Below are 19,220 nucleotides of genomic sequence, written 5' to 3'. Positions count from 1 at the left end.
CATGATCGGAAAAGTTACTCGGCTTGACGCTCCCGCATTGTCGGGAATAATAATACATCGCGGATGGAAGGAGCATTCGTCAACAGCATGATCAGACGGTCTACACCAATACCCAGCCCGCCTGTAGGAGGTAAGCCGTATTCTAAAGCGCGGATAAAGTCTTCGTCCATCATGTGCGCTTCATCATTACCTTGTTCACGTTCGCGAAGCTGGGCTTCGAACCGTTCCCGTTGATCAATCGGATCATTCAGCTCTGTAAACGCGTTAGCATGTTCACGCGCTACGATAAAGAGTTCGAAACGGTCAGTAAAGCGTGGATCTTCTTCATTCTTCTTCGCCAGTGGAGAAATGGCAACCGGATGACCATATACAAAAGTAGGCTGAATTAAGGTTTCTTCCACGAATGTCTCGAAGAATTGATTCACAATATGTCCAAATGTCATATTCGGCTCAACCGGTACATTGTGTTCTTTGGCCAGACGGTGAGCTTCTTCATCTGACATCTCTACACTAAAGTCAACACCAGTCACTTCTCGGACAGCCTCTACCATGGATACTCTTCTCCAAGCACCTGCCAGATTAACTTCTTTTCCTTGATATTCGATCGTAGTAGATCCCAATACTTCCTTGGCTATATGGGAAATCAGGTCTTCGGTTAGCTGCATGATATCCTTATAGTCCGCATAGGCTTCGTACAATTCAATCATTGTAAATTCCGGATTATGCCTGGTGGATACGCCCTCATTTCTATATACCCGCCCAATTTCATATACTTTTTCCAGGCCGCCCACGATTAGGCGCTTCAGATGAAGCTCAATGGCAATACGCATATACAATTGCATATCCAGCGCATTGTGATGAGTGATAAACGGCCGTGCGGAAGCCCCTCCCGCAATGGCATGAAGTGTCGGAGTTTCTACTTCCAGAAAACCTAGGGAGTCGAGATAACAGCGCATGGATTGAATAATCTTGGAACGCAGAATAAACGTCTTTTGGACGTCTTGATTCATAATTAAATCCACATAGCGCTGACGGTAGCGGAGCTCAACATCTTGAAGGCCATGGAATTTATCCGGTAGGGGGATGAGGGATTTCGTAAGAACTTCCAGATCTTTCACCTTAATGGAAGTCTCTCCTGTTTTTGTTTTAAATACGGTACCTTTGACCCCTATGATATCTCCGAGATCCAGCATCTCAAAGGCTTTATACTTGTCCTCTCCAACTGCATCCAGACGCACGTAAATCTGGATTTTTCCGGATATATCCTGAACATGGGCAAAGCTTGCTTTACCCATTCCTCTTTTTTGCATAATACGGCCGGCAACACTTACTTGAATACCCTGTTCATTCAATTCTTCCTTGCCTGTTTCCGCATATTTGCTCAGAATGTCACCGGCATAATCGGTTCTTTCATACTTTTTACCAAACGGATCAATCCCCAGTTCTCTCAGCTCATCCAATTTGCCACGGCGTATGGCGAGCAGTTCGTTCATTTCCAGCTCTTGGCTCATGCTTTCATCTCCTATGTTCCACGCAAAAAACGCTCTATTCTTAAAAGGAAAACTTGCTTCTTGAAAAAAAGCCCCCAAAGGAAGCTTTTCCCCATTTTCAATTAATCATAATCCATAATCCGCTTGTTACTTTTTAATATCGATAATTTCGTACTTAATGACTCCTGCAGGAACGTTTACATCTACGATGGCACCCTTTTGTTTACCCAGGATCGCTTTGCCTACAGGGCTTTCGTTCGAAATTTTGTTAAGAAAAGGATCGGATTCCGCAGTGCCTACAATGGTATATTCGACAGTATCTCCGAATTCCAGATCTTTCATTGTTACAGTTGAACCCACACTTACAGTGTCTGTATCGACGTCATCGCTATTAATAATGCGGGCATTGCGAAGCATTTTTTCCAGGGTGATGATACGGCCCTCAATAAAAGCCTGTTCATTTTTGGCATCCTCGTACTCTGAGTTTTCACTAATATCACCATAACCGATGGCCACTTTAATTCTCTCTGCGACCTCGCGCCGTTTCACAGACTTTAGATGATCCAGCTCATTTTCCAATTTGGATAAACCTTCTTGGGTAAGGATAACCTCTTTTTCACTCATTTCCAACCTATCTCCCGTCGTGTGAAAAATTTTCATATCGTTGAATCAAATCATTTTTGTAACCGCTCTAAAACCCTTCCGGCATGTTGATTCAAGAAGTATGAATTCACTTAATTTAATATATTATATCGCCCCCTTCCGCCAACAGAACCTGCTCACAAAAGGGGGAGATATATGGGTTTTGTATCAAAATTTATGTTTGACTCATCTGTACTTTGACTGATTATATTAAAACCTTTTTCAAATGTCAATGAAACCCAACATGAGCGGAATTTAATGAAGAATCGAATTTTCGGCAGACGCCGCATTTGCCTCCATGCTTTCTACCTGATTGGCGAAATCTGTAAGGATACGGACCATTTCATCCCGCGTAGTCTTCTCCATCACCTGATCTTTTACTCGGGCAGATCCCTTAAGCCCTTTTAAATACCAAGCGAGATGCTTACGCATTTCCTTAACCGCCACTTTTTCACCTTTAAGCTTGACCAATCTGTCCATGTGCAGAATGGCAATGCGCATTTTCTCCCGCACACCGGGCTCGGGAAGCAGTTCACCTTCCGTCAGATAATGGACTGTCCGGTAAAGCATCCAGGGATTTCCAAGCGCTCCCCTTCCGATCATAACCCCGTCGCAGCCGGTTTCTTCCAGCATACGTTTGGCATCTTCAGGAGTTACTACATCCCCGTTCCCGATTAACGGTATGGAGATGGATTGTTTTACCTCACGAATAATGTCCCAATTCGCCGTTCCAGTATAAAGCTGCTCGCGGGTACGGCCGTGTAAGCTGACGGCGCTTCCTCCCGCGCGCTCAACCGCCTGGGCATTCCGTACAGCATAAATATGTTCAGAATCCCACCCCATACGCATTTTAACTGTAACCGGCTTGCTTACTACTTCGACAACAGCTGATACCATCTCTTCGATTTTCTGCGGATCCAGCAACCACCGTGCTCCTGCATCACATTTGGTTACCTTCGGAACCGGGCATCCCATATTGATGTCAATAATGTCCGCGTTTGTATTCAAATCTACGTATTTCGCGGCAGCGACCAGCGTTTCTTTGTCCCCGCCAAATATTTGAAGGCTCAGCGGTTTCTCCCGCTCGTCCACATAGAGCATTTCCATGGTCCGGCTGTTTCCGTGAACAATGGCTTTGTCGCTGACCATCTCAGCACAGACGAGTCCGCAGCCGAATTCCTTGGCGATCAGCCGGAATGCAGGATTGCAGACACCCGCCATAGGTGCCAAAACCACGTTGTTGGGTGCAACGACGTTGCCTATTTTAAGCATGACTGCTAATTTCCTCCTTATCTCGCTGAGGTTACATGCAGCTCCTCAAGCTCAATTTTAAGCACATCCGAAATTTTTTGCAGAATCTTCAGGTCTGCGCTGCGGGTCCCCCGCTCAATGGAGCCCAAAACAGAAATGGATACTCCAATTTCATCAGCCAGTTCATTCTGGGTGTATCCCTTTAATTTGCGAAAAGCCCGGATTCTTTGAGCAACTGCGTCTTTTTCCATAGCGTAACGCCTTCCTTTCCTTCCAGTTTCTCCAACTGTTCTGTCAAGGATGCAAATAAAGCGTCTTGGCTGCGGTGAACAAGTTCTACTAGCGGTACCATCACAAAAGCCCGTTCTGTCATCCGGGGATGAGGAACGGTAAGTGTAGGTGTGTTTATCGATTCCCTGCCATACAGCAGCAAATCAAGGTCAATTGTTCTGGGTCCCCACCTGATTTCCCTGGTTCTACCCAACTCCTTCTCTATGGCCAGCAAGGTATCCAAAAGCGGTTCGGGCTCCAGGGAAGTATCCATTTGAATAACCATATTCAAAAATGAATCCTGATCCAAATATCCCACCGGTTCCGTCTCAAAAATACTGGAACTTGCGATGACGGAAATGTGAGGATGGCTGTCTAGCTTTGAAACGGCCTGCTGTAAAAAGGACTCCCGGTCTCCAAAATTGGAACCAAGGCCCACATAGGCTTCTACCACCTTTGGTTCCACCTCCTTCAGGCCTCTCTTTTCCGGGTTATCTCCACGGCCACACCTTCAAAATGAATATCAAAAGGCGGATGAGGTTTTGTTACCCGGACAGTCACTTCATGGATACTAGTATAAGTTTCTAAAACGCCAGATGCAATATGTTCTGCCAGTGTCTCAATCAGCTTAAATGTCTGCTTTTCGACAATAGCCTTTATGACTTCATACACTTCAGCGTAATTGACCGAATCTTCGACATTGTCGGTTTGCCCCGCTTTTCGCAGGTTAAGTAACATTTCCAAATCGACATAAAACCGCTGGCCCAACCTGTTTTCTTCGGAAAAAACACCGTGATTTCCATAAAATTCAACACCTTTCAGTGTCAGTTTATCCATGTTCGGTCCACTCCTTATGGTTCGCCATTTTATTTTTTATTTCGATGTTTCACAATGGCGTCCGTCATGTCGGCAACGCGTCTCATTTCTTTGACGTCATGTACCCTCATGATCTCGCACCCCTGGTAGATCCCCAACGTGACGGTGGCGGCCGTCCCTTCCACCACATCAGTGGGCGCAAGATCAAGAGTCTTCCATATCATGCTCTTTCTTGAAGTCCCAAGAAGAACAGGGTACCCCAACTGGCGGATCTCGGTCAAATAATTCATTAATTGCAAGTTATGCTCTCTGGTCTTGGCAAATCCGATTCCGGGGTCAAGAATAATCTGCTCATCCTTTACTCCAGCCTGTTTGGCAAGCCTTACCGTCTCCTTCAGATCACTAAGCACATCGTGTACAAAATCCGTATAGTCTATTTCTGTCCGATTGTGCATCAGTACAATCGGACAGCCATACCGGGCAGCGACCTCTGCCATCTCCGGCTCCTTTCGGGCTCCCCATACATCGTTGATAAGATGGGCTCCCGCCTCTAGGCATTGCCGGGCTACCTCAGCTTTATAAGTATCGACAGAAAGCGGAACGCTTACTTCTTTCGATAGCCGCTCAATAACAGGTATTATACGTCTGAGCTCCTCTTCCAGAGAAACCTCCTTAGAGTCCGGCCTCGTAGATTCCCCGCCTATATCGATGATGTCAGCCCCTTCCTCCACCATCTGCTTCGCCCTCAGAACGGCCTGATCCAGTTGAATGTAATTGCCCCCGTCGGAGAAAGAATCCGGCGTGACATTTAAAATCCCCATAATCAGTGTTCTTTCGCCAAATTCCAATTTTTTATCTTGATAGGCGATTGCTGTCACTCTTACTCACTTCCTGTCTGTTGATGATACATCTTCTGAAGCTGTTTTGTCATTATTCCCGCATCACCGGCCGACACCATATGACATTCACCAGTCGGCAGGTATAAACGGATAATCGGGACAATTCCCTGGATGGAATTGGTTATCAAAATTTCTTCTGCTTCCAGCAAATCGTGCCATGTATACAATCCCTCACAGACATTCATTCCCGCCTGTTCTGCAAGATTCATCACAAACCTGCGCGTAATTCCTGTCAAAATTCCCGTATCTGCCGAGGGAGTGTGGCAAGTTCCATCCAAAATAAAGAAGATGTTGTTTACAAGCCCTTCCGCTATATATCCTTCTTCCGTAAGCATCAGTCCCTCAGCATTCCGTGCCCAGGGATACTGACTCATCTCTTTTTTACCGAGAATGGTATTCATGTAATGCAAAGACTTATATCTTGCAAGTCCTTCAGGGGTATTCCTCGGCAGCTTGAGCAGCTGCAGTGATTTCCCCTCTTCTATTAATTTGCCGGTTAACGGCGGAAGCTGTTTTATATACATTATTTCGGTCGGATGACTGTAATTGGTGGAGGGAAGGCCCAGCATCTCTATACCTGCTGTAATTGTATAGCGAAAATACGCATCCTGCAGACGGTTCTTGTCCAACAAGAGTGAAATTTGCCGGTTTATTCTTTCGGCATCAGGTTCAAAATCAATCCCCAAATCCCGACAACCTTGTCGAAGCCTGTCCAAATGTTCATTCAGTAAAAATGGCATCCCTTTATAGGTACGGAAAGTTTCGAATAACCCCATTCCGTAGAGAAGGCCGTGATCATAAACGGAGACCACGGCTTCTTTTTCGTCACACAGGTGACCATTGACGCTTATATACATAGATGTTCCACTCCCAGTTTTGGCGGTCCGGTTCAAGAGGAGAAGTCTTTACCATGAAAGGGATCCTCCATTATACTTTCTCATATTTTAGAAAATTACGAAGCAATTGATGGCCATGATCTGTAATAATGGATTCCGGGTGAAACTGAACGCCTTCAATCGGGAACTCTTTGTGACGGAATCCCATGATCTCCCCTTCTTCCGTATATGCACTGATCTCCAGGCAATCCGGCAAGGATTCCTTTTTGACGATTAATGAATGATATCTGGTAGCTGTAAAAGGAGAAGGTAACCCTTCGAAAACCGTATGGCCATCATGAAAAACGGGGGAAGTTTTGCCGTGCATAAGCCGTTCAGCCCTTATAACCTCTCCGCCAAATACCTGTCCGATAGACTGGTGTCCAAGGCACACTCCCAAAATCGGAATGCGCCCTTTGAAATGCTCGATGACCTGCAGACTGATTCCCGCTTCATTAGGTGTACAAGGGCCGGGAGAGATGAGAAGATGATCGGGACTTAACCTTTCGATCTCTGTCACATCCGTTTGATCATTGCGTTTTACTATAATGTCTTCTCCCAATTCCCCCAGGTACTGTACCAGGTTGTAAGTAAATGAATCATAATTATCAATAACAAGAATCATCTCAACTTCCTCCTCTAATGGATATTTCATCCCTCTGCTAAACTCGGCTTTTCATTTTTTCGCTTACAGCAACAGCTTTCCACATGGCTTTGGCTTTGTTAAGAGATTCCACGTATTCCCGCTCCGGCACCGAATCAATAACAATCCCGGCTCCTGCTTGAACGTGTCCAAGCCCCCCGGCTGCAAGCAGTGTTCGTATAACAATATTAAATTCCATATTTCCGTTATAGTCAATCCATCCCATAGACCCTGTATAAGGCCCCGCCGGACCGGCTCCAACTCTTCAATAATTTCCATAGTGCGCACTTTTGGAGCTCCGGTAATCGTACCTCCCGGGAAAGTTGCGGCAATTACATCAAATGCATCCTTCCCCGGAGCTAGTTCACCGGTTACTTCCGATACGATATGCATGACATGGGAGTACTTCTCGATAACCATAAACTCGTCGACTTTTACGCTGCCGTAGCGCGAGATCCGTCCCAAATCATTTCTTTCCAAATCTACCAGCATGACATGTTCAGCCCGCTCTTTTTCATTGGCCAGAAGTTCTTCCGCAAGCGCATCATCCTCCTGCGAAGTCACTCCTCTTGGCCTGGTTCCGGCTATAGGCCTTGTCCGGAGCCTGCCCTCCTCTAACTGTACCAGCAGCTCCGGGGAGCCGGATATAAGGGCAAAGCTGCCGAACCGCATTAGTCCCATATAAGGAGAAGGATTAATGACTCTGAGTGACTCATAAATCTCCTCGGGCGGTGCCTCAAGCGGACAGGTTCCGCGTACGGATAAATTAACCTGGAATACATCCCCTTGACTGATATATTCCTGTACTCTGCGAACGGCATGAACAAAAGCCTTCTCGTCAAAGGCCGGACGAATGGGAAGTATGGAAGCCTCATCTGTCCCCCCGAGTAACTCTGTGCCGTCTCTTTGCAAAAATTTCGCCGGTTTCTTACTGCCAAATCCTCATTTACCTTTTCCACACTGCGCCAGAATTCAGTCATTTCCTCTGCGGCCCTTTGGGCTTTCCTGTATGTTTGATACAACAGTTCTTCCCTCTCATTTCCCTTTAACGGGCTATCTTGAGACCAGTATGAATGAACACAGGCATAAACCTCATTTTCTTGATGGTCCCATACCCAAATCCGGTCGTATAAGGCAAACATATATTCAGGAATAGGCAGATCGTCAGAGGCCAGATCTGGTATGTTCTCGATTGTACGGGCTACGTCATATCCCCAGAAACCTGCACACCCTCCGACAAACTTAGGCAGCCCTCCTATAGACGGGGAACGAAAAGGCTTTATCCATGCTTTTACTGCGTCAAGAGGGGAAGCGTTACCCTCAATCGTCTGCCAATTTCCTTCCCTATCCAGTTCTGATTCCTGAAATTTGAATCCTTTCCCCTGTATAGTTTTACAAGGGGCAAGCCCTAAAAGAGTATACCTTCCTCCTTTTCCACTCTCCAAAACAAAAGAAATGTTCCCGGTCTGTTCCCAGGCTTTTGTCCAAGTCAGAAGGTGTGAAACCTCTGCTTTAAAACGGACTGTGTACGGCAGCATTGTAAATCCTTCCGATACCCAACTGCGCCACTGGTCGATACTGATGATCAAAATCTTATCCCCTTTATGACAAGCCTTCATAGGCTACTGTAATATTGTCCATAAGTATACTTCATAGAAGGATAAATAAAAACCCCCAGCGTTAAGCTGGAGGCCAGACAGAAGGCTATCGTGAAAATGCCGAGCGGCGCCCTCAAACCTGACATAAGTCTGATTTCCGTTTTTGCTTCTATTATACATAGAAAATACATATAAAAATTTAATCAACATGCAGCTTTGAACTCTAGGCGCTCGAACCCAAGTGGGGATTGCATATTGAAAACTTAACCTATTCTTTTTTTATTCAAACATTCACCTATATCAAAAATTTAGGTTATGCATTTCCTCGGTAATTTATTCCTTTTTCGACATTTTGTTGGATAAAGGATGATTGTCGAAATTTCTTGAGCGCCAGACAGATAACCAAATTGATTTGTTCTTTGTTGACAAACAGGGACACGTGTAAATGTCATGTGGGTGGAAGAACCCAACCATGGCATCCGCCGATTACTTTATAGTCTGCGCTAGGATGAATTAATGTGCCCCAAAAAACTTCGAGAAAGTCAATACACAAGAGGATTGAGATACAGTACACGATGCCATGCGGAGTTTCGCTGTTTCAAGACATTTAAAACAAAATGGGCATTTATAGATGGCCTTAGAAAAAGTCCATTATAAACACCCTGTTAAGCACCTTAAAATTGACTTGTTGAGCCATTTCAAACCTTCTAAGTACTTTTTGCTTCCAATTTAACCATAATCCATTGGAGCCAAATTTGATTGATTTAATCGTCAAAGGAATATAATGGAGTACTCAAGTATCTTTCACCGTTGCTTGGAACTACCGCAACTACCCGCTTGCCTTCGCCTAGCTCCTTGGCAACCTGTAAAGCAGCATGTATAGCCGCTCCAGACGAGATTCCTCCCAGAATCCCCTCTTGCTTGGCTACTTGGCGGGAAGTAGCAAAGGCATCTTCGTTGTCCACTTGAATAATCTGATCATAGACTTCAGTATTTAAAATATCTGGAACAAATCCGGCTCCAATGCCCTGAATTTTATGAGGACCCGGTTTACCGCCCGACAATACAGGAGAAGCTGTAGGTTCTACCGCATAAACGCGGATTCCAGGAAAATGCTTTTTGAGCACTTCTCCAGTTCCGGTAATAGTCCCCCCCGTACCAACGCCGGCAATAAAAGCATCCAGCTTGCCATCATGCGCTTGGATAGCTTCTACAATCTCGGGGCCGGTAGTTCTGCGGTGTATGTCTACATTCGCCTGGTTTTTGAATTGCTGAGGCATGAAATAATGCGGATTTTCGGCAAGGAGTTCTTCCGCACGGCTGATAGCTCCCTTCATCCCCTCCGCTCCCGGAGTGAGAACAAGATCAGCTCCGTACGCCCGGAGCAGATTGCGGCGCTCCATGCTCATTGTATCCGGCATGACCAGAATAGCTTTATACCCTTTGGCGGCAGCTACCATAGCTAAGCCGATACCTGTATTTCCGCTGGTGGGTTCAATAATAGTCGCACCTGGCTTGAGATTCCCTTCCTTCTCAGCTGTTTCGATCATGCTGATGGCAATGCGGTCTTTCACACTTGCACCGGGGTTTTGAAATTCCAGTTTAACGTATATTTCCGCACTTCCTTCCGGAACTACCCGATTCAATCTTACCAAAGGTGTGTTCCCAATCAATTGCGTAATATTTTCCACTAGTCTAGCCATGCAATTTCCCCTCCTCAAAATGACCAAGCCCTTAATTTCCGAGTTGTTTGGTAGGTATTATTCTATTTTCATGTTATCAGCCGTTATAAAAAAAGTCAATCCCATTGCCAGTCTACGACTGGTAAGTAGGATCGACTATTTTGACGTTCCATTTTTCACGAAGCTTTTTGGAAAGGTCCTTAATAGACGGTGCCTTTTGAAGAGCAAGCTGTTTGCGTACCGTCTCCTTGATTGTCTGCTCATCTAGTCCGCCCTTGTCCTTGCTTTCCTGCAAGAACACAATCAGGTATCCTTCGTTGGTTTGCACCGGTTTGCTGATCTGACCGACTTTAAGATCTTTGGCCTGCTTCATCACCTGTTTATCCGTAAGCGGATCATCTTCCTTTACCCAGCCAAGATCCCCGCCGTTATTAGCGTAGTCGTCAATCGACCGGTCCCGGGCCAGCTTAGCAAAATCGTCGCCTTTGCTGAAAGCAGCAACTACCTTGTTCGCCTGCTCCCTGGTTTTTGTTGTAACCCGGCGAAGATGCATTTCCCTTTTTTTCGCATATTCCTCAGGATGAGCCTGGATGTAATCCTGAATTTCAGAATCAGAAACTTGAATGTCTTTGGTTGCAACTTTCTCCAGAAGCAGCTTGTAGTATACATCATCCTTTACTTCCTGCCTGCTCATGCCAAGCTGTTCCTTCATGGATTGGTAAAAAACTTCCTCACTCTCATAAGCCTGCATCATTACCTTCAGTTCTTTGTCAATATCCGCATCAGAAATCTGAAGGCCTGCAGACTGCGCCTCCATTTTGATAGCTTCCCTATCAAGCATCTGATTAAGCACAGAACTGCCGTAATGGGTTATCAAATTTTGTTCCAAATCACCTTTGCGAATCTTTGTTTTGCCTATTTCAGCTACCACCGTCCCGTTTCCGGAAGCCGCGCCGGTAAAACCAAAGATCACAAAACAAACCAAAACTACCACAGCCAGAGACAGTCCGCCAATGACCGCCCATAACAGTTTAATATTGCGCATGGCAATTCCCTCAACCCACTATTTGTTTAATGTATTCAACAATTCCTTTAATTCTTCTACGTTAAACTGATACTTTTCGTTGCAAAAATGACATACAATCTCTGCTCCCTCTTCTTCTATGAGGGATTTCAGCTCATCACGCCCCAGGCTGATCAAGGTGTTCTTCACTCTTTCACGGGAACAGAAACATTTGAAATACACGGGGGATTTCTCAAGGATTTGCACAGAAGGCAGAATATCGGCCAATATATCCTCGAGTGACTTGCCTTGATCCAATAATGTTGATATAGGAGGAACCCCTGCAAGCTGCTGCTCAATCTCGGTAATAGTCTGGTCGGAAAGTCCCGGAAGAAGTTGAATAATCCACCCTCCAGACGCTCGAACCGTATAATCCACGTCTACCAGTACACCTAGGGCGACGGCAGAAGGAGTTTGTTCGGATTTGGCAAAGTAGTACGTGAAATCCTCGGCCAATTCTCCTGAAACAATGGGAATGCTTCCCCTGTAAGGCTCTTTCAGCCCCAGATCCTTAATGATATACAAAAAACCGTCTGTTCCTACTGCGCCCGCTACATCCAGTTTATCGACCGCATTCAAAGGGAGATCTACAAGCGGTTCACTTACATATCCTCTTACTTCTCCCTTAGCGTTCGCATCCACCACAATCTGTCCAATCGGTCCTCCGCCTTTCACCTGAACCGTCAGCTTCTCTTCCCCTTTCAGCATTGCACCCATCATAAGGGCGGCTGCTGCAGTTCGGCCTAAAGCGGCGGTAGCTACGGGAGTAGTTCCATGTCTTTGTCGCATTTCTTCTGTCAGATGGGTCGTTTTCACGGCAAATGCCCGGACTTTACCATCCATAGCCGTACCGCGGATTAAATAGTCTTTCATGCTTCTACCTCATTTACAACTTTCGTCAGTTTTCTTTATTTTGCATTCTTTTCGTAAATAAAGCGTAGCCCTTCCAAGGTTAACAAGGGATTCACTACGGAAATAGTCCGGGATTCGCTGGCGATCATCTCGGCCAAACCACCGGTTGCTACTACTTCAGGGCTTGTGCCGTATTCTTCGATTATTCGTGAAACAATACCGTCCACCTGTCCCACATAACCATAAACGATGCCGGCCTGCATGGCGGAAATCGTATTTTTGCCGATTACGCTTTTAGGCTTTATCAGCTCAATGCGGGGCAGCTTGGCAGCGCGCTGGTATAGGGCTTCCGTAGAAATACCGATACCGGGTGCAATTGCACAACCCAAGAGCTGTCCGGACGCATCGATATAATCATAAGTTGTAGCTGTACCAAAGTCTACTATGATGCACGGTGCCCCATAAAGCTCCAAAGCCGCTACAGCATTGACAATCCGGTCTGCCCCCACTTCCTTGGGATTATCAACGCGAATGTTCAGGCCGGTTTTTATTCCAGGTCCTACTATGTAGGGAGCCCTATTTAAGTATTTTAAACAAAGTTCTTCAAGGACAAACATAAGTGGCGGGACGACCGAAGAAATAATTACGCCTTCGATTCGTTCGACGCTGATGCCCGCTAGGCGGAAGAGGTTGTAAATCAGGACTCCATATTCATCACTGGTTCCCGAACGGTTCGTGCTGATCCTCCAATTACGGTGTAAAGCACTCCCCTCGTATAGGCCAAGTACAATATTCGTATTTCCCACATCTACAACTAAAATCACTGGAGATCCCCTTTCCTGTTGTTCAAGTCCAGGCTGATATCCAGTGCAGGCACGGAATAGGTAAGCCTGCCGACAGAAATGACATCCACTCCGGTTTCCGCAACCTGCTTAATGGTTTCCAGACTGATGGATCCCGAAGCTTCCACTATAACATGGGGCAGTTCCCGCTTGACACGCTTTACCGCCTCTTTCATCCGGTCAGGTTTCATATTATCCAGCATGATGATGTCGGCCTTGGATTTAATTGCCTCCTCAAGCTGCTGCTCATTCTCCACTTCCACTTCAATTTTCATCGTATGGGGAATGGCATCTCTAGCGGATAGAATAGCCTGCTGAATACCCCCGGAGCCTTTTATATGATTATCTTTGATCATAACTGCATCATAAAGGCCGAATCGGTGATTGTGACCTCCGCCTACACGGACCGCATATTTTTCGAGAAGACGATGGCCCGGTGTTGTTTTTCGAGTATCGACAAGCCTAACAGGCAGCCCTTCCAAAGCATGAACAAATTGTCTGGTCCTTGTAGCTATTCCTGATAAACGCTGCAATAAATTTAAGCTGAGCCGCTCTCCCATTAAAAGGCTGCGGGTACTTCCCTTCACAACGGCGATAATTGTTCCCTTGGAAATGGATCGGCCCTCCGTCACTTGAGGCCTAAAGTCTAATTGAGAGTCTACTAGAGTAAAGACGGCACGGGCGACCTCTAACCCTGCAAGTATTCCGTCTTCTTTCACATGAATAATGCCTTCTGATTCATGTTGTTCAGGTATGGTGGACAAGGTGGTTATATCCCCGGTCCCCAGATCTTCCTCCAGCCACGTTTCCAGCAGAGGATATAATTTTCGCATATTCAATTGGGGTATAGCTTCAGACATTAGGAAAACACTCCTCCACTGCTTCCTTGCGTATAAACGAGATATGCTTAATCCAGGTATCGTTATGACTTTCTGGATAATCCCCACGGAAGTGCCCGCCTCTGCTTTCTTCTCTTTCCAATGCGGCTTGAGCTGTCAGAAGAGCACAGGTCAACAGGTTGGCAAATTCGTATTCTTCCCTCTTGGTAAGACTGCTTTCAAAAATAGGAAGCTGCCTCCTTAGCTCTTCCAAGGCTCTTAACAAGCCCACCTGTGAACGGGTAACCCCGACATACCGGACCATAATCTTTTGGAGTTTTAAACGGCGTTCCACCATAGGTTGCCTAGGTGCTTCTCTTCTTCTTTCCCGTATTTCCATGGGTGAAAAATCCGGTAAAGCCGAGTATTCCTTGATACGGCTTACAATCCGCCGTCCAAATACAATTGCTTCCGACAATGAATTGCTTGCCAGCCGGTTAGCCCCATGTACACCAGTGGAAGATACTTCCCCGCATGCGAACAGACGTTTAACCGTAGTTTCCCCGTAAATGTCTGTCTTCACCCCGCCCATCATATAATGGGCCGCCGGGGCAACCGGAATCCAATCTGAGGTTAGATCCAGGCCGTAATGAATACAGGTTTCATAGATACTAGGAAAACGTTGCCTGATAAAGCTTTCGGACATATGGGTAATATCCAGATATACAAAAGTGGAATTTGTTCTCTCCATTTCATTGACAATGGCTCTGGCCACAACATCACGCGGTGCAAGTTCCAATTGGGGGTGATAGAAATTCATGAACCGCTCCCCCCGTGTATTCCGCAAATATGCACCTTCCCCCCGAACAGCTTCGGAAATGAGAAAACGCGGTGCCCCGGGATAACAAAGCGCCGTTGGGTGAAACTGAATAAATTCCATATCCCGGATCTCGGCTCCGGCCCTGTATGCCATCCCAATGCCATCTCCTGTGGCAATATCCGGATTTGTTGTATAGCGGTATAACTGCCCGGCACCTCCGGAACATAAAACTGTTGCCTCCGCCTTGACAAATACTTTTGTACCGTCGGGCTTTTGTACCAGAGCCCCGTAGCATATACCTTCCCTAGTAACAAGATCAATCACAAAATGGGCATCCCACAGTTCAATGTAGGGAATTTGCCGGGCTTTCTCCGATAAAGCCCTAATAATTTCCGCTCCTGTAGCATCTCCATGAGCATGCAGGATTCTTCTCTGACTGTGAGCTCCTTCTCTGGTTAATGCCAGCTCGCCATTCTCCTCGTCAAACTGTGTTCCTAGACGAATCAGTTCCTGAATCCCTTCAGGTCCTTCATTGACGAGGATATCCACTGCTTCCCTAGAGCACAAGCCCGCCCCCGCAAAGAGGGTATCCTGTAAATGATACTCGGGAGAATCCTCGCTGGAAACAACGGCAGCTATTCCCCCTTGGGCATATCTGGTATTACTATCGAGCAGTGATTTCTTGGTAATCAGAAGTACGTTCTTGCTCTCGCTTGCCTGAATGGCAGCATAAAGCCCTGCAATACCCGCTCCAATAACCATAACATCGGTCTGAACCCAAGGGATTACAGAGAGGTTAAAATCCGTTAAATATCTGGGTATCATGTTTATCACCAGTCCCAAGAGAAAGAGTAGCGCATGCTACTTCACCTGTAACATGCGCTCTAAAGAAAGTCTGGCCTGATCGGCAATATGGGCAGGTACAAAGACCTCCGGCTGCATGGTTTCCAGACAGCGTGCCACCTTTTTCAAATTGTTGACTTTCATATTCGGGCAGACCAGATATTTAGTTGCAAAATGAAACGTTTTATGAGGGCTGTCAAGCCGGAGCTGATATCCTGTTCCATCTTCCGTACCTACGATAAACTCCTGACAACCGGACTCCCTGCAGTATTTGATAATGGCAGTTGTGCTTCCCACAAAATCCCCCATAGCTACAACCTCAGGGCGGCATTCGGGATGCACGACAAATTGGGCGTTCGGATGTTTGGCCTTCATGTCTTCTACATCTTTGACCGTCAGCATGTCATGGGTATTACAGTAGCCTTCCCAAATAATCATGTTTTTGTTTGTGAATTTTGATACATAATTGCCCAAATTTTTATCCGGTACCCATATTATTTCGCCGGTCTCCACTGATTCAATCACTTTAACCGCATTGGCAGAGGTACAACAAATATCGGTTTCCGCTTTAACATCAGCCGAGGTATTAATGTAGGCAACCACAGTAGCATGCGGGTGCTTACGCTTTAGCTCCTTGAGGCCCTCAACATTCACCATATCGGCCATAGGGCAGCCTGCGCGTTCATCCGGTATAATCACCTTTTTGTCCAGAGCCAGTATCTTGGCGCTCTCTCCCATGAAGTGAACACCACAGAAGACAATTATATCCGCATCTGTTTCTGCCGCTTTTTGTGCCAGCAAGAACGAATCTCCGCGAAAATCGGCAATATCCTGAATCTCATCCCGCTGATAGTAATGAGCTAGAATGATCGCATTCCGCTCTTTTTTTAGCTGTTTGATTCGTTCCTTCAATTCCTTCGTTTGCTCTGCTTTCCTTTGCAAAGCCAAGGCTTCCATAACCGGCTTCCTCCCCTAATTTGCAACCCGGCATTTCTCTCTCCGGCTTGAATGTTAATCATCCACGATTCAATGCTAAATATAAAGTTTACAATTAATTTACACAACCCCAGAGCCACTGTCAATTAGAAAAAACCGGACGGCACAAGGAGTGCGTCCGGTTCTTGGTCACAATTGCTTATTCATCTTTTTTATCTTTTTTGATATCTGGATTCTCCTCTTGGGCGGGTTGATCCTTTGTTTCTTCAGGATGTTCTTTATGGTTAGCCTCTTTGGACTCTTCCGGAGCTGAGATAGTTTCTTCATTGTTTTTTGCCAGCTCTTTGCTTTGTCTGGAAGCATCCTGCCCTTGAATGTTAACCTTTACATCATCAGGTTTTTCTTCAAGTTTACCATGTTCCAAAAGCTGAATAATTTCATCCTTATCAAGCTGCTCTTTCTCCAAGAGAGTTTGAGCAACCAGATGAACCTTGTCTTTATGCTCAGTCAAGATCTGCTTAGCACGGTCATAACATTCCAGTGTTATGCGCTGCATTTCCTGATCGATTTCGTAAGCGATGGCATCACTGTAATTTTGCTCGTGGCCGATATCCCGGCCCAGGAATACCTGTCCCTGAGTACTGCCGAATTGCATCGGTCCGAGTTTCTCACTCATACCGAATTCCATTACCATCTTACGGGCAATACCGGTAGCACGCTGGAAGTCACTGTAGGCTCCTGTTGCGATTTCTCCTATGAAAAGCTCCTCAGAAACACGTCCTGCGAGGAGTCCGGTAATTTTATCCAGAAGTTCCGATTTCGTATTCATCATACGGTCCTCGCCTTCTTTAGGCAGCATCATAACATAGCCGCCGGCGCGTCCCCGAGGAATAATCGTAACTTTATGAACCATATCGGCATTCTCCGCATAGTAACCTACGATAGCGTGGCCCGATTCGTGATAAGCCACGGTTTTCTTTTCTTGCTCGCTGATGATTCGGCTTTTCTTTTGAGTACCCACAATCACACGGTCGAACGCTTCTTCGATCTCGCTCATGGAAATATCTTTCCGATTACGCCTTGCGGCAATCAGAGCCGCTTCGTTAAGCAAATTCTCAAGGTCCGCACCAGTGAAACCGGTCGTATACCGGGCCAAAGAATCCAGCTTCACGTCATCGGCAATCGGCTTGTTACGGGAATGTACTTTCAGTACGGCTTCACGTCCTTTTACATCCGGACGGTCAACTGTTATCTGACGGTCAAAACGGCCCGGACGCAGGAGAGCAGGGTCAAGAATATCCGGTCTGTTCGTTGCCGCGACGATAATAATACCTTCGTTAGCCCCGAAACCATCCATTTCTACAAGTAATTGGTTAAGTGTTTGCTCACGCTCATCATGGCCGCCGCCAAGACCGGCTCCACGCTGGCGTCCTACCGCATCAATCTCGTCAATAAAGATGATACAAGGCGCGTTCTTTTTAGCATTTTCAAACAGGTCACGTACGCGGGATGCGCCCACACCGACAAACATTTCAACAAAGTCCGAACCGCTTATGCTGAAAAATGGTACACCGGCTTCTCCGGCTACGGCTCTGGCAAGCAGGGTTTTACCTGTTCCCGGAGGACCATTCAACAAAACCCCTTTCGGGATTCGGGCACCCACGGCAGAAAATTTGCGAGGGTCCTTAAGAAATTCAACGACTTCGACAAGCTCTTGTTTTTCTTCATCCGCACCGGCTACGTCCTGGAACGTAACCCGCTTCTTCTCTTCGTTATATAATCGGGCCCGGCTTTTGCCAAAGTTCATCACTTTGCCGCCCCCACCCTGGGCTTGATTCAACATGAAGAAGAATAAGATGAAAATAATCACAAATGGAACGATCCCGGTTAACAGGGTGAGCCATCCGCTATCCCCATCCATCTTCTGATACTCTTCCGTCTTGACGTCGCTTTCGGCGATCATCTGGAAAAGATTAGGATCTACTGGGGCACGAGTAATAAAGCTCTTCTTATCCTGACTTTGTGGATTTTTGTACTTACCTGTTACAAGATAAGTGTATCCATCCCATTTGAGGGTGACGGATTCCACGTTTTTGCTGGATAGCTCTTGACGGAATTGGGTATAGGATATTCCATCCTTTTGATCATTCTGGTTGCTTATAAAATGAACAATACCGACAGTAACCAGGAAAATAAGTAAATAAAAAGCGGTATTCCGGATAAAGCGATTCATCCGCTACCTCCTCTCACGGCACACTTTTATTATTTTACCACAGCATGTTTAAGCATCACAAGAAATGGCTCAACATACGGGTTGTGTAATGCTTAATTGGAATAGATCTCAGGCTTTAACACACCGATAAAAGGAAGGTTCCGATATTTTTCGGCATAATCCAGTCCATATCCCACAATAAAAGCATCATCAATTTTAAACCCGACATAATCAGGTTCCAAATCTACAGTTCTTCTGGCCGGTTTATTAAAAAGCGTAACTACGGAAACGGATTTTGCGTTTCTCCGCTTCAAAACATCAATTAAATAACTTAAAGTAAGTCCACTGTCTATAATATCTTCGACAATCAGAATGTCTCTGCCTTCCACGGATGTATCCAAATCTTTAATAATTTTTACAACGCCGGAAGATTTTGTTGAAGCTCCATAACTGGATACAGCCATAAAATCAATTTCCAGCGGTACGGTCATTTGTTTAACCAAATCCGCCATAAAAATAAAAGCGCCTTTCAGCACACAGATGACCAAAGGGTTCCGGCCCTTAAAATCTTCGGACAGCTTGCCCCCTAATTCTTTAATTTTTTCCTGAATTTGTTCTTCCGTAAAAAATACTTCTTGAATGTCGTTTAACAAGGATGTACCCCCTAC

Annotated in this window: 18 protein-coding genes and 1 pseudogene; all 19 read right to left on the bottom strand. The window is 45.9% G+C overall.

Annotation, left to right across the window (positions count from 1 at the left end):
* Positions 1 to 14 precede the first annotated feature (14 nt).
* Positions 15 to 1,511 (bottom strand): lysine--tRNA ligase, encoded by a 1,497-nt coding sequence (lysS, locus tag BXP28_RS17985; protein ID WP_036657207.1) that lies wholly within the window; start codon positions 1,509 to 1,511, stop codon positions 15 to 17.
* A gap of 126 nt (positions 1,512 to 1,637) precedes the next feature.
* Entirely contained in the window at positions 1,638 to 2,114 is a 477-nt protein-coding gene (greA, locus tag BXP28_RS17980; protein WP_036655529.1) for a transcription elongation factor GreA, read from the bottom strand.
* Positions 2,115 to 2,387: 273 nt separating this feature from the next.
* Positions 2,388 to 3,404, bottom strand: a complete 1,017-nt coding sequence (gene dusB, locus BXP28_RS17975) for a tRNA dihydrouridine synthase DusB (protein WP_024095430.1) — start codon at positions 3,402 to 3,404, stop codon at positions 2,388 to 2,390.
* Between the two features lie 17 nt (positions 3,405 to 3,421).
* On the bottom strand, positions 3,422 to 3,634 hold the full coding sequence (locus BXP28_RS17970) for a helix-turn-helix domain-containing protein (RefSeq protein WP_024095431.1): 213 nt from the start codon (positions 3,632 to 3,634) through the stop codon (positions 3,422 to 3,424).
* The gene (folK, locus tag BXP28_RS17965) at positions 3,586 to 4,119 is read right to left on the bottom strand and encodes a 2-amino-4-hydroxy-6-hydroxymethyldihydropteridine diphosphokinase (RefSeq protein WP_023482206.1); all 534 of its coding nucleotides are present in this window, start codon (positions 4,117 to 4,119) and stop codon (positions 3,586 to 3,588) included. Before folK ends, BXP28_RS17970 begins: the two co-directional genes overlap by 49 nt.
* 5 nt (positions 4,120 to 4,124) lie before the next feature.
* Positions 4,125 to 4,490, bottom strand: coding sequence for a dihydroneopterin aldolase (folB, locus tag BXP28_RS17960; RefSeq protein ID WP_023482207.1), 366 nt, complete (start codon positions 4,488 to 4,490; stop codon positions 4,125 to 4,127).
* A 29-nt stretch (positions 4,491 to 4,519) separates the two neighbouring features.
* Entirely contained in the window at positions 4,520 to 5,290 is a 771-nt protein-coding gene (gene folP, locus BXP28_RS17955) for a dihydropteroate synthase (RefSeq protein ID WP_051428056.1), read from the bottom strand.
* A 59-nt stretch (positions 5,291 to 5,349) separates the two neighbouring features.
* Positions 5,350 to 6,225, bottom strand: a complete 876-nt coding sequence (gene pabC / locus BXP28_RS17950) for an aminodeoxychorismate lyase (protein ID WP_023482209.1) — start codon at positions 6,223 to 6,225, stop codon at positions 5,350 to 5,352.
* 70 nt (positions 6,226 to 6,295) lie between these two features.
* On the bottom strand, positions 6,296 to 6,868 hold the full coding sequence (gene pabA / locus BXP28_RS17945; protein WP_036655532.1) for an aminodeoxychorismate/anthranilate synthase component II: 573 nt from the start codon (positions 6,866 to 6,868) through the stop codon (positions 6,296 to 6,298).
* 37 nt (positions 6,869 to 6,905) lie between these two features.
* A pseudogene (locus BXP28_RS25655) lies at positions 6,906 to 7,714 on the bottom strand (anthranilate synthase component I family protein); the annotation flags it as partial.
* Between the two features lie 1,534 nt (positions 7,715 to 9,248).
* On the bottom strand, positions 9,249 to 10,187 hold the full coding sequence (gene cysK, locus BXP28_RS17930; RefSeq protein WP_036655534.1) for a cysteine synthase A: 939 nt from the start codon (positions 10,185 to 10,187) through the stop codon (positions 9,249 to 9,251).
* Between the two features lie 112 nt (positions 10,188 to 10,299).
* Positions 10,300 to 11,211, bottom strand: coding sequence for a peptidyl-prolyl cis-trans isomerase (locus BXP28_RS17925; protein ID WP_023482213.1), 912 nt, complete (start codon positions 11,209 to 11,211; stop codon positions 10,300 to 10,302).
* An 18-nt stretch (positions 11,212 to 11,229) separates the two neighbouring features.
* A complete protein-coding gene (gene hslO, locus BXP28_RS17920) occupies positions 11,230 to 12,102 on the bottom strand; it encodes an Hsp33 family molecular chaperone HslO (RefSeq protein ID WP_023482214.1) in 873 nt (290 codons plus the stop codon).
* A gap of 35 nt (positions 12,103 to 12,137) precedes the next feature.
* A complete protein-coding gene (locus BXP28_RS17915; protein ID WP_023482215.1) occupies positions 12,138 to 12,905 on the bottom strand; it encodes a type III pantothenate kinase in 768 nt (255 codons plus the stop codon).
* The gene (nadC, locus tag BXP28_RS17910) at positions 12,902 to 13,783 is read right to left on the bottom strand and encodes a carboxylating nicotinate-nucleotide diphosphorylase (protein ID WP_023482216.1); all 882 of its coding nucleotides are present in this window, start codon (positions 13,781 to 13,783) and stop codon (positions 12,902 to 12,904) included. Before nadC ends, BXP28_RS17915 begins: the two co-directional genes overlap by 4 nt.
* Complete coding sequence (gene nadB, locus BXP28_RS17905; protein ID WP_023482217.1) at positions 13,776 to 15,386, bottom strand: L-aspartate oxidase; 1,611 nt, start codon at positions 15,384 to 15,386, stop codon at positions 13,776 to 13,778. The genes nadC and nadB overlap by 8 nt, the downstream gene beginning before the upstream one ends.
* Before the next feature lie 36 nt (positions 15,387 to 15,422).
* Complete coding sequence (gene nadA / locus BXP28_RS17900; protein ID WP_023482218.1) at positions 15,423 to 16,361, bottom strand: quinolinate synthase NadA; 939 nt, start codon at positions 16,359 to 16,361, stop codon at positions 15,423 to 15,425.
* Positions 16,362 to 16,539: 178 nt separating this feature from the next.
* Positions 16,540 to 18,573: an ATP-dependent zinc metalloprotease FtsH gene (gene ftsH, locus BXP28_RS17895; RefSeq protein ID WP_023482219.1), complete on the bottom strand. Its 2,034-nt coding sequence runs from the start codon at positions 18,571 to 18,573 to the stop codon at positions 16,540 to 16,542.
* Positions 18,574 to 18,665: 92 nt separating this feature from the next.
* Positions 18,666 to 19,205, bottom strand: a complete 540-nt coding sequence (hpt, locus tag BXP28_RS17890) for a hypoxanthine phosphoribosyltransferase (RefSeq protein WP_024095437.1) — start codon at positions 19,203 to 19,205, stop codon at positions 18,666 to 18,668.
* Positions 19,206 to 19,220: the final 15 nt, after the last annotated feature.

The sequence above is a fragment of the Paenibacillus larvae subsp. larvae genome (assembly GCF_002003265.1).
In the GTDB taxonomy this organism is placed as follows: Bacteria; Bacillota; Bacilli; order Paenibacillales; family NBRC-103111; genus Paenibacillus_H; species Paenibacillus_H larvae.
The sequence above is the reverse complement of the archived record's forward strand: the minus strand, read 5'-3'. Positions and strand labels throughout refer to the sequence as shown.

What these genes read in the sequence shown, in the direction of transcription:
- hslO (WP_023482214.1), bottom strand. Translation starts at nt 12,102, where the DNA reads ATGAAAGACTATTTAATCCGCGGTACGGCTATGGATGGTAAAGTCCGG.
- folB (WP_023482207.1), bottom strand. Translation starts at nt 4,490, where the DNA reads ATGGATAAACTGACACTGAAAGGTGTTGAATTTTATGGAAATCACGGT.
- dusB (WP_024095430.1), bottom strand. Translation starts at nt 3,404, where the DNA reads ATGCTTAAAATAGGCAACGTCGTTGCACCCAACAACGTGGTTTTGGCA.
- lysS (WP_036657207.1), bottom strand. Translation starts at nt 1,511, where the DNA reads ATGAGCCAAGAGCTGGAAATGAACGAACTGCTCGCCATACGCCGTGGC.
- cysK (WP_036655534.1), bottom strand. Translation starts at nt 10,187, where the DNA reads ATGGCTAGACTAGTGGAAAATATTACGCAATTGATTGGGAACACACCT.
- BXP28_RS17925 (WP_023482213.1), bottom strand. Translation starts at nt 11,211, where the DNA reads ATGCGCAATATTAAACTGTTATGGGCGGTCATTGGCGGACTGTCTCTG.
- greA (WP_036655529.1), bottom strand. Translation starts at nt 2,114, where the DNA reads ATGAGTGAAAAAGAGGTTATCCTTACCCAAGAAGGTTTATCCAAATTG.
- nadC (WP_023482216.1), bottom strand. Translation starts at nt 13,783, where the DNA reads ATGTCTGAAGCTATACCCCAATTGAATATGCGAAAATTATATCCTCTG.
- folP (WP_051428056.1), bottom strand. Translation starts at nt 5,290, where the DNA reads ATGGGGATTTTAAATGTCACGCCGGATTCTTTCTCCGACGGGGGCAAT.
- nadA (WP_023482218.1), bottom strand. Translation starts at nt 16,361, where the DNA reads ATGGAAGCCTTGGCTTTGCAAAGGAAAGCAGAGCAAACGAAGGAATTG.
- ftsH (WP_023482219.1), bottom strand. Translation starts at nt 18,573, where the DNA reads ATGAATCGCTTTATCCGGAATACCGCTTTTTATTTACTTATTTTCCTG.
- pabA (WP_036655532.1), bottom strand. Translation starts at nt 6,868, where the DNA reads ATGATTCTTGTTATTGATAATTATGATTCATTTACTTACAACCTGGTA.
- nadB (WP_023482217.1), bottom strand. Translation starts at nt 15,386, where the DNA reads ATGATACCCAGATATTTAACGGATTTTAACCTCTCTGTAATCCCTTGG.
- pabC (WP_023482209.1), bottom strand. Translation starts at nt 6,225, where the DNA reads ATGTATATAAGCGTCAATGGTCACCTGTGTGACGAAAAAGAAGCCGTG.
- BXP28_RS17970 (WP_024095431.1), bottom strand. Translation starts at nt 3,634, where the DNA reads ATGGAAAAAGACGCAGTTGCTCAAAGAATCCGGGCTTTTCGCAAATTA.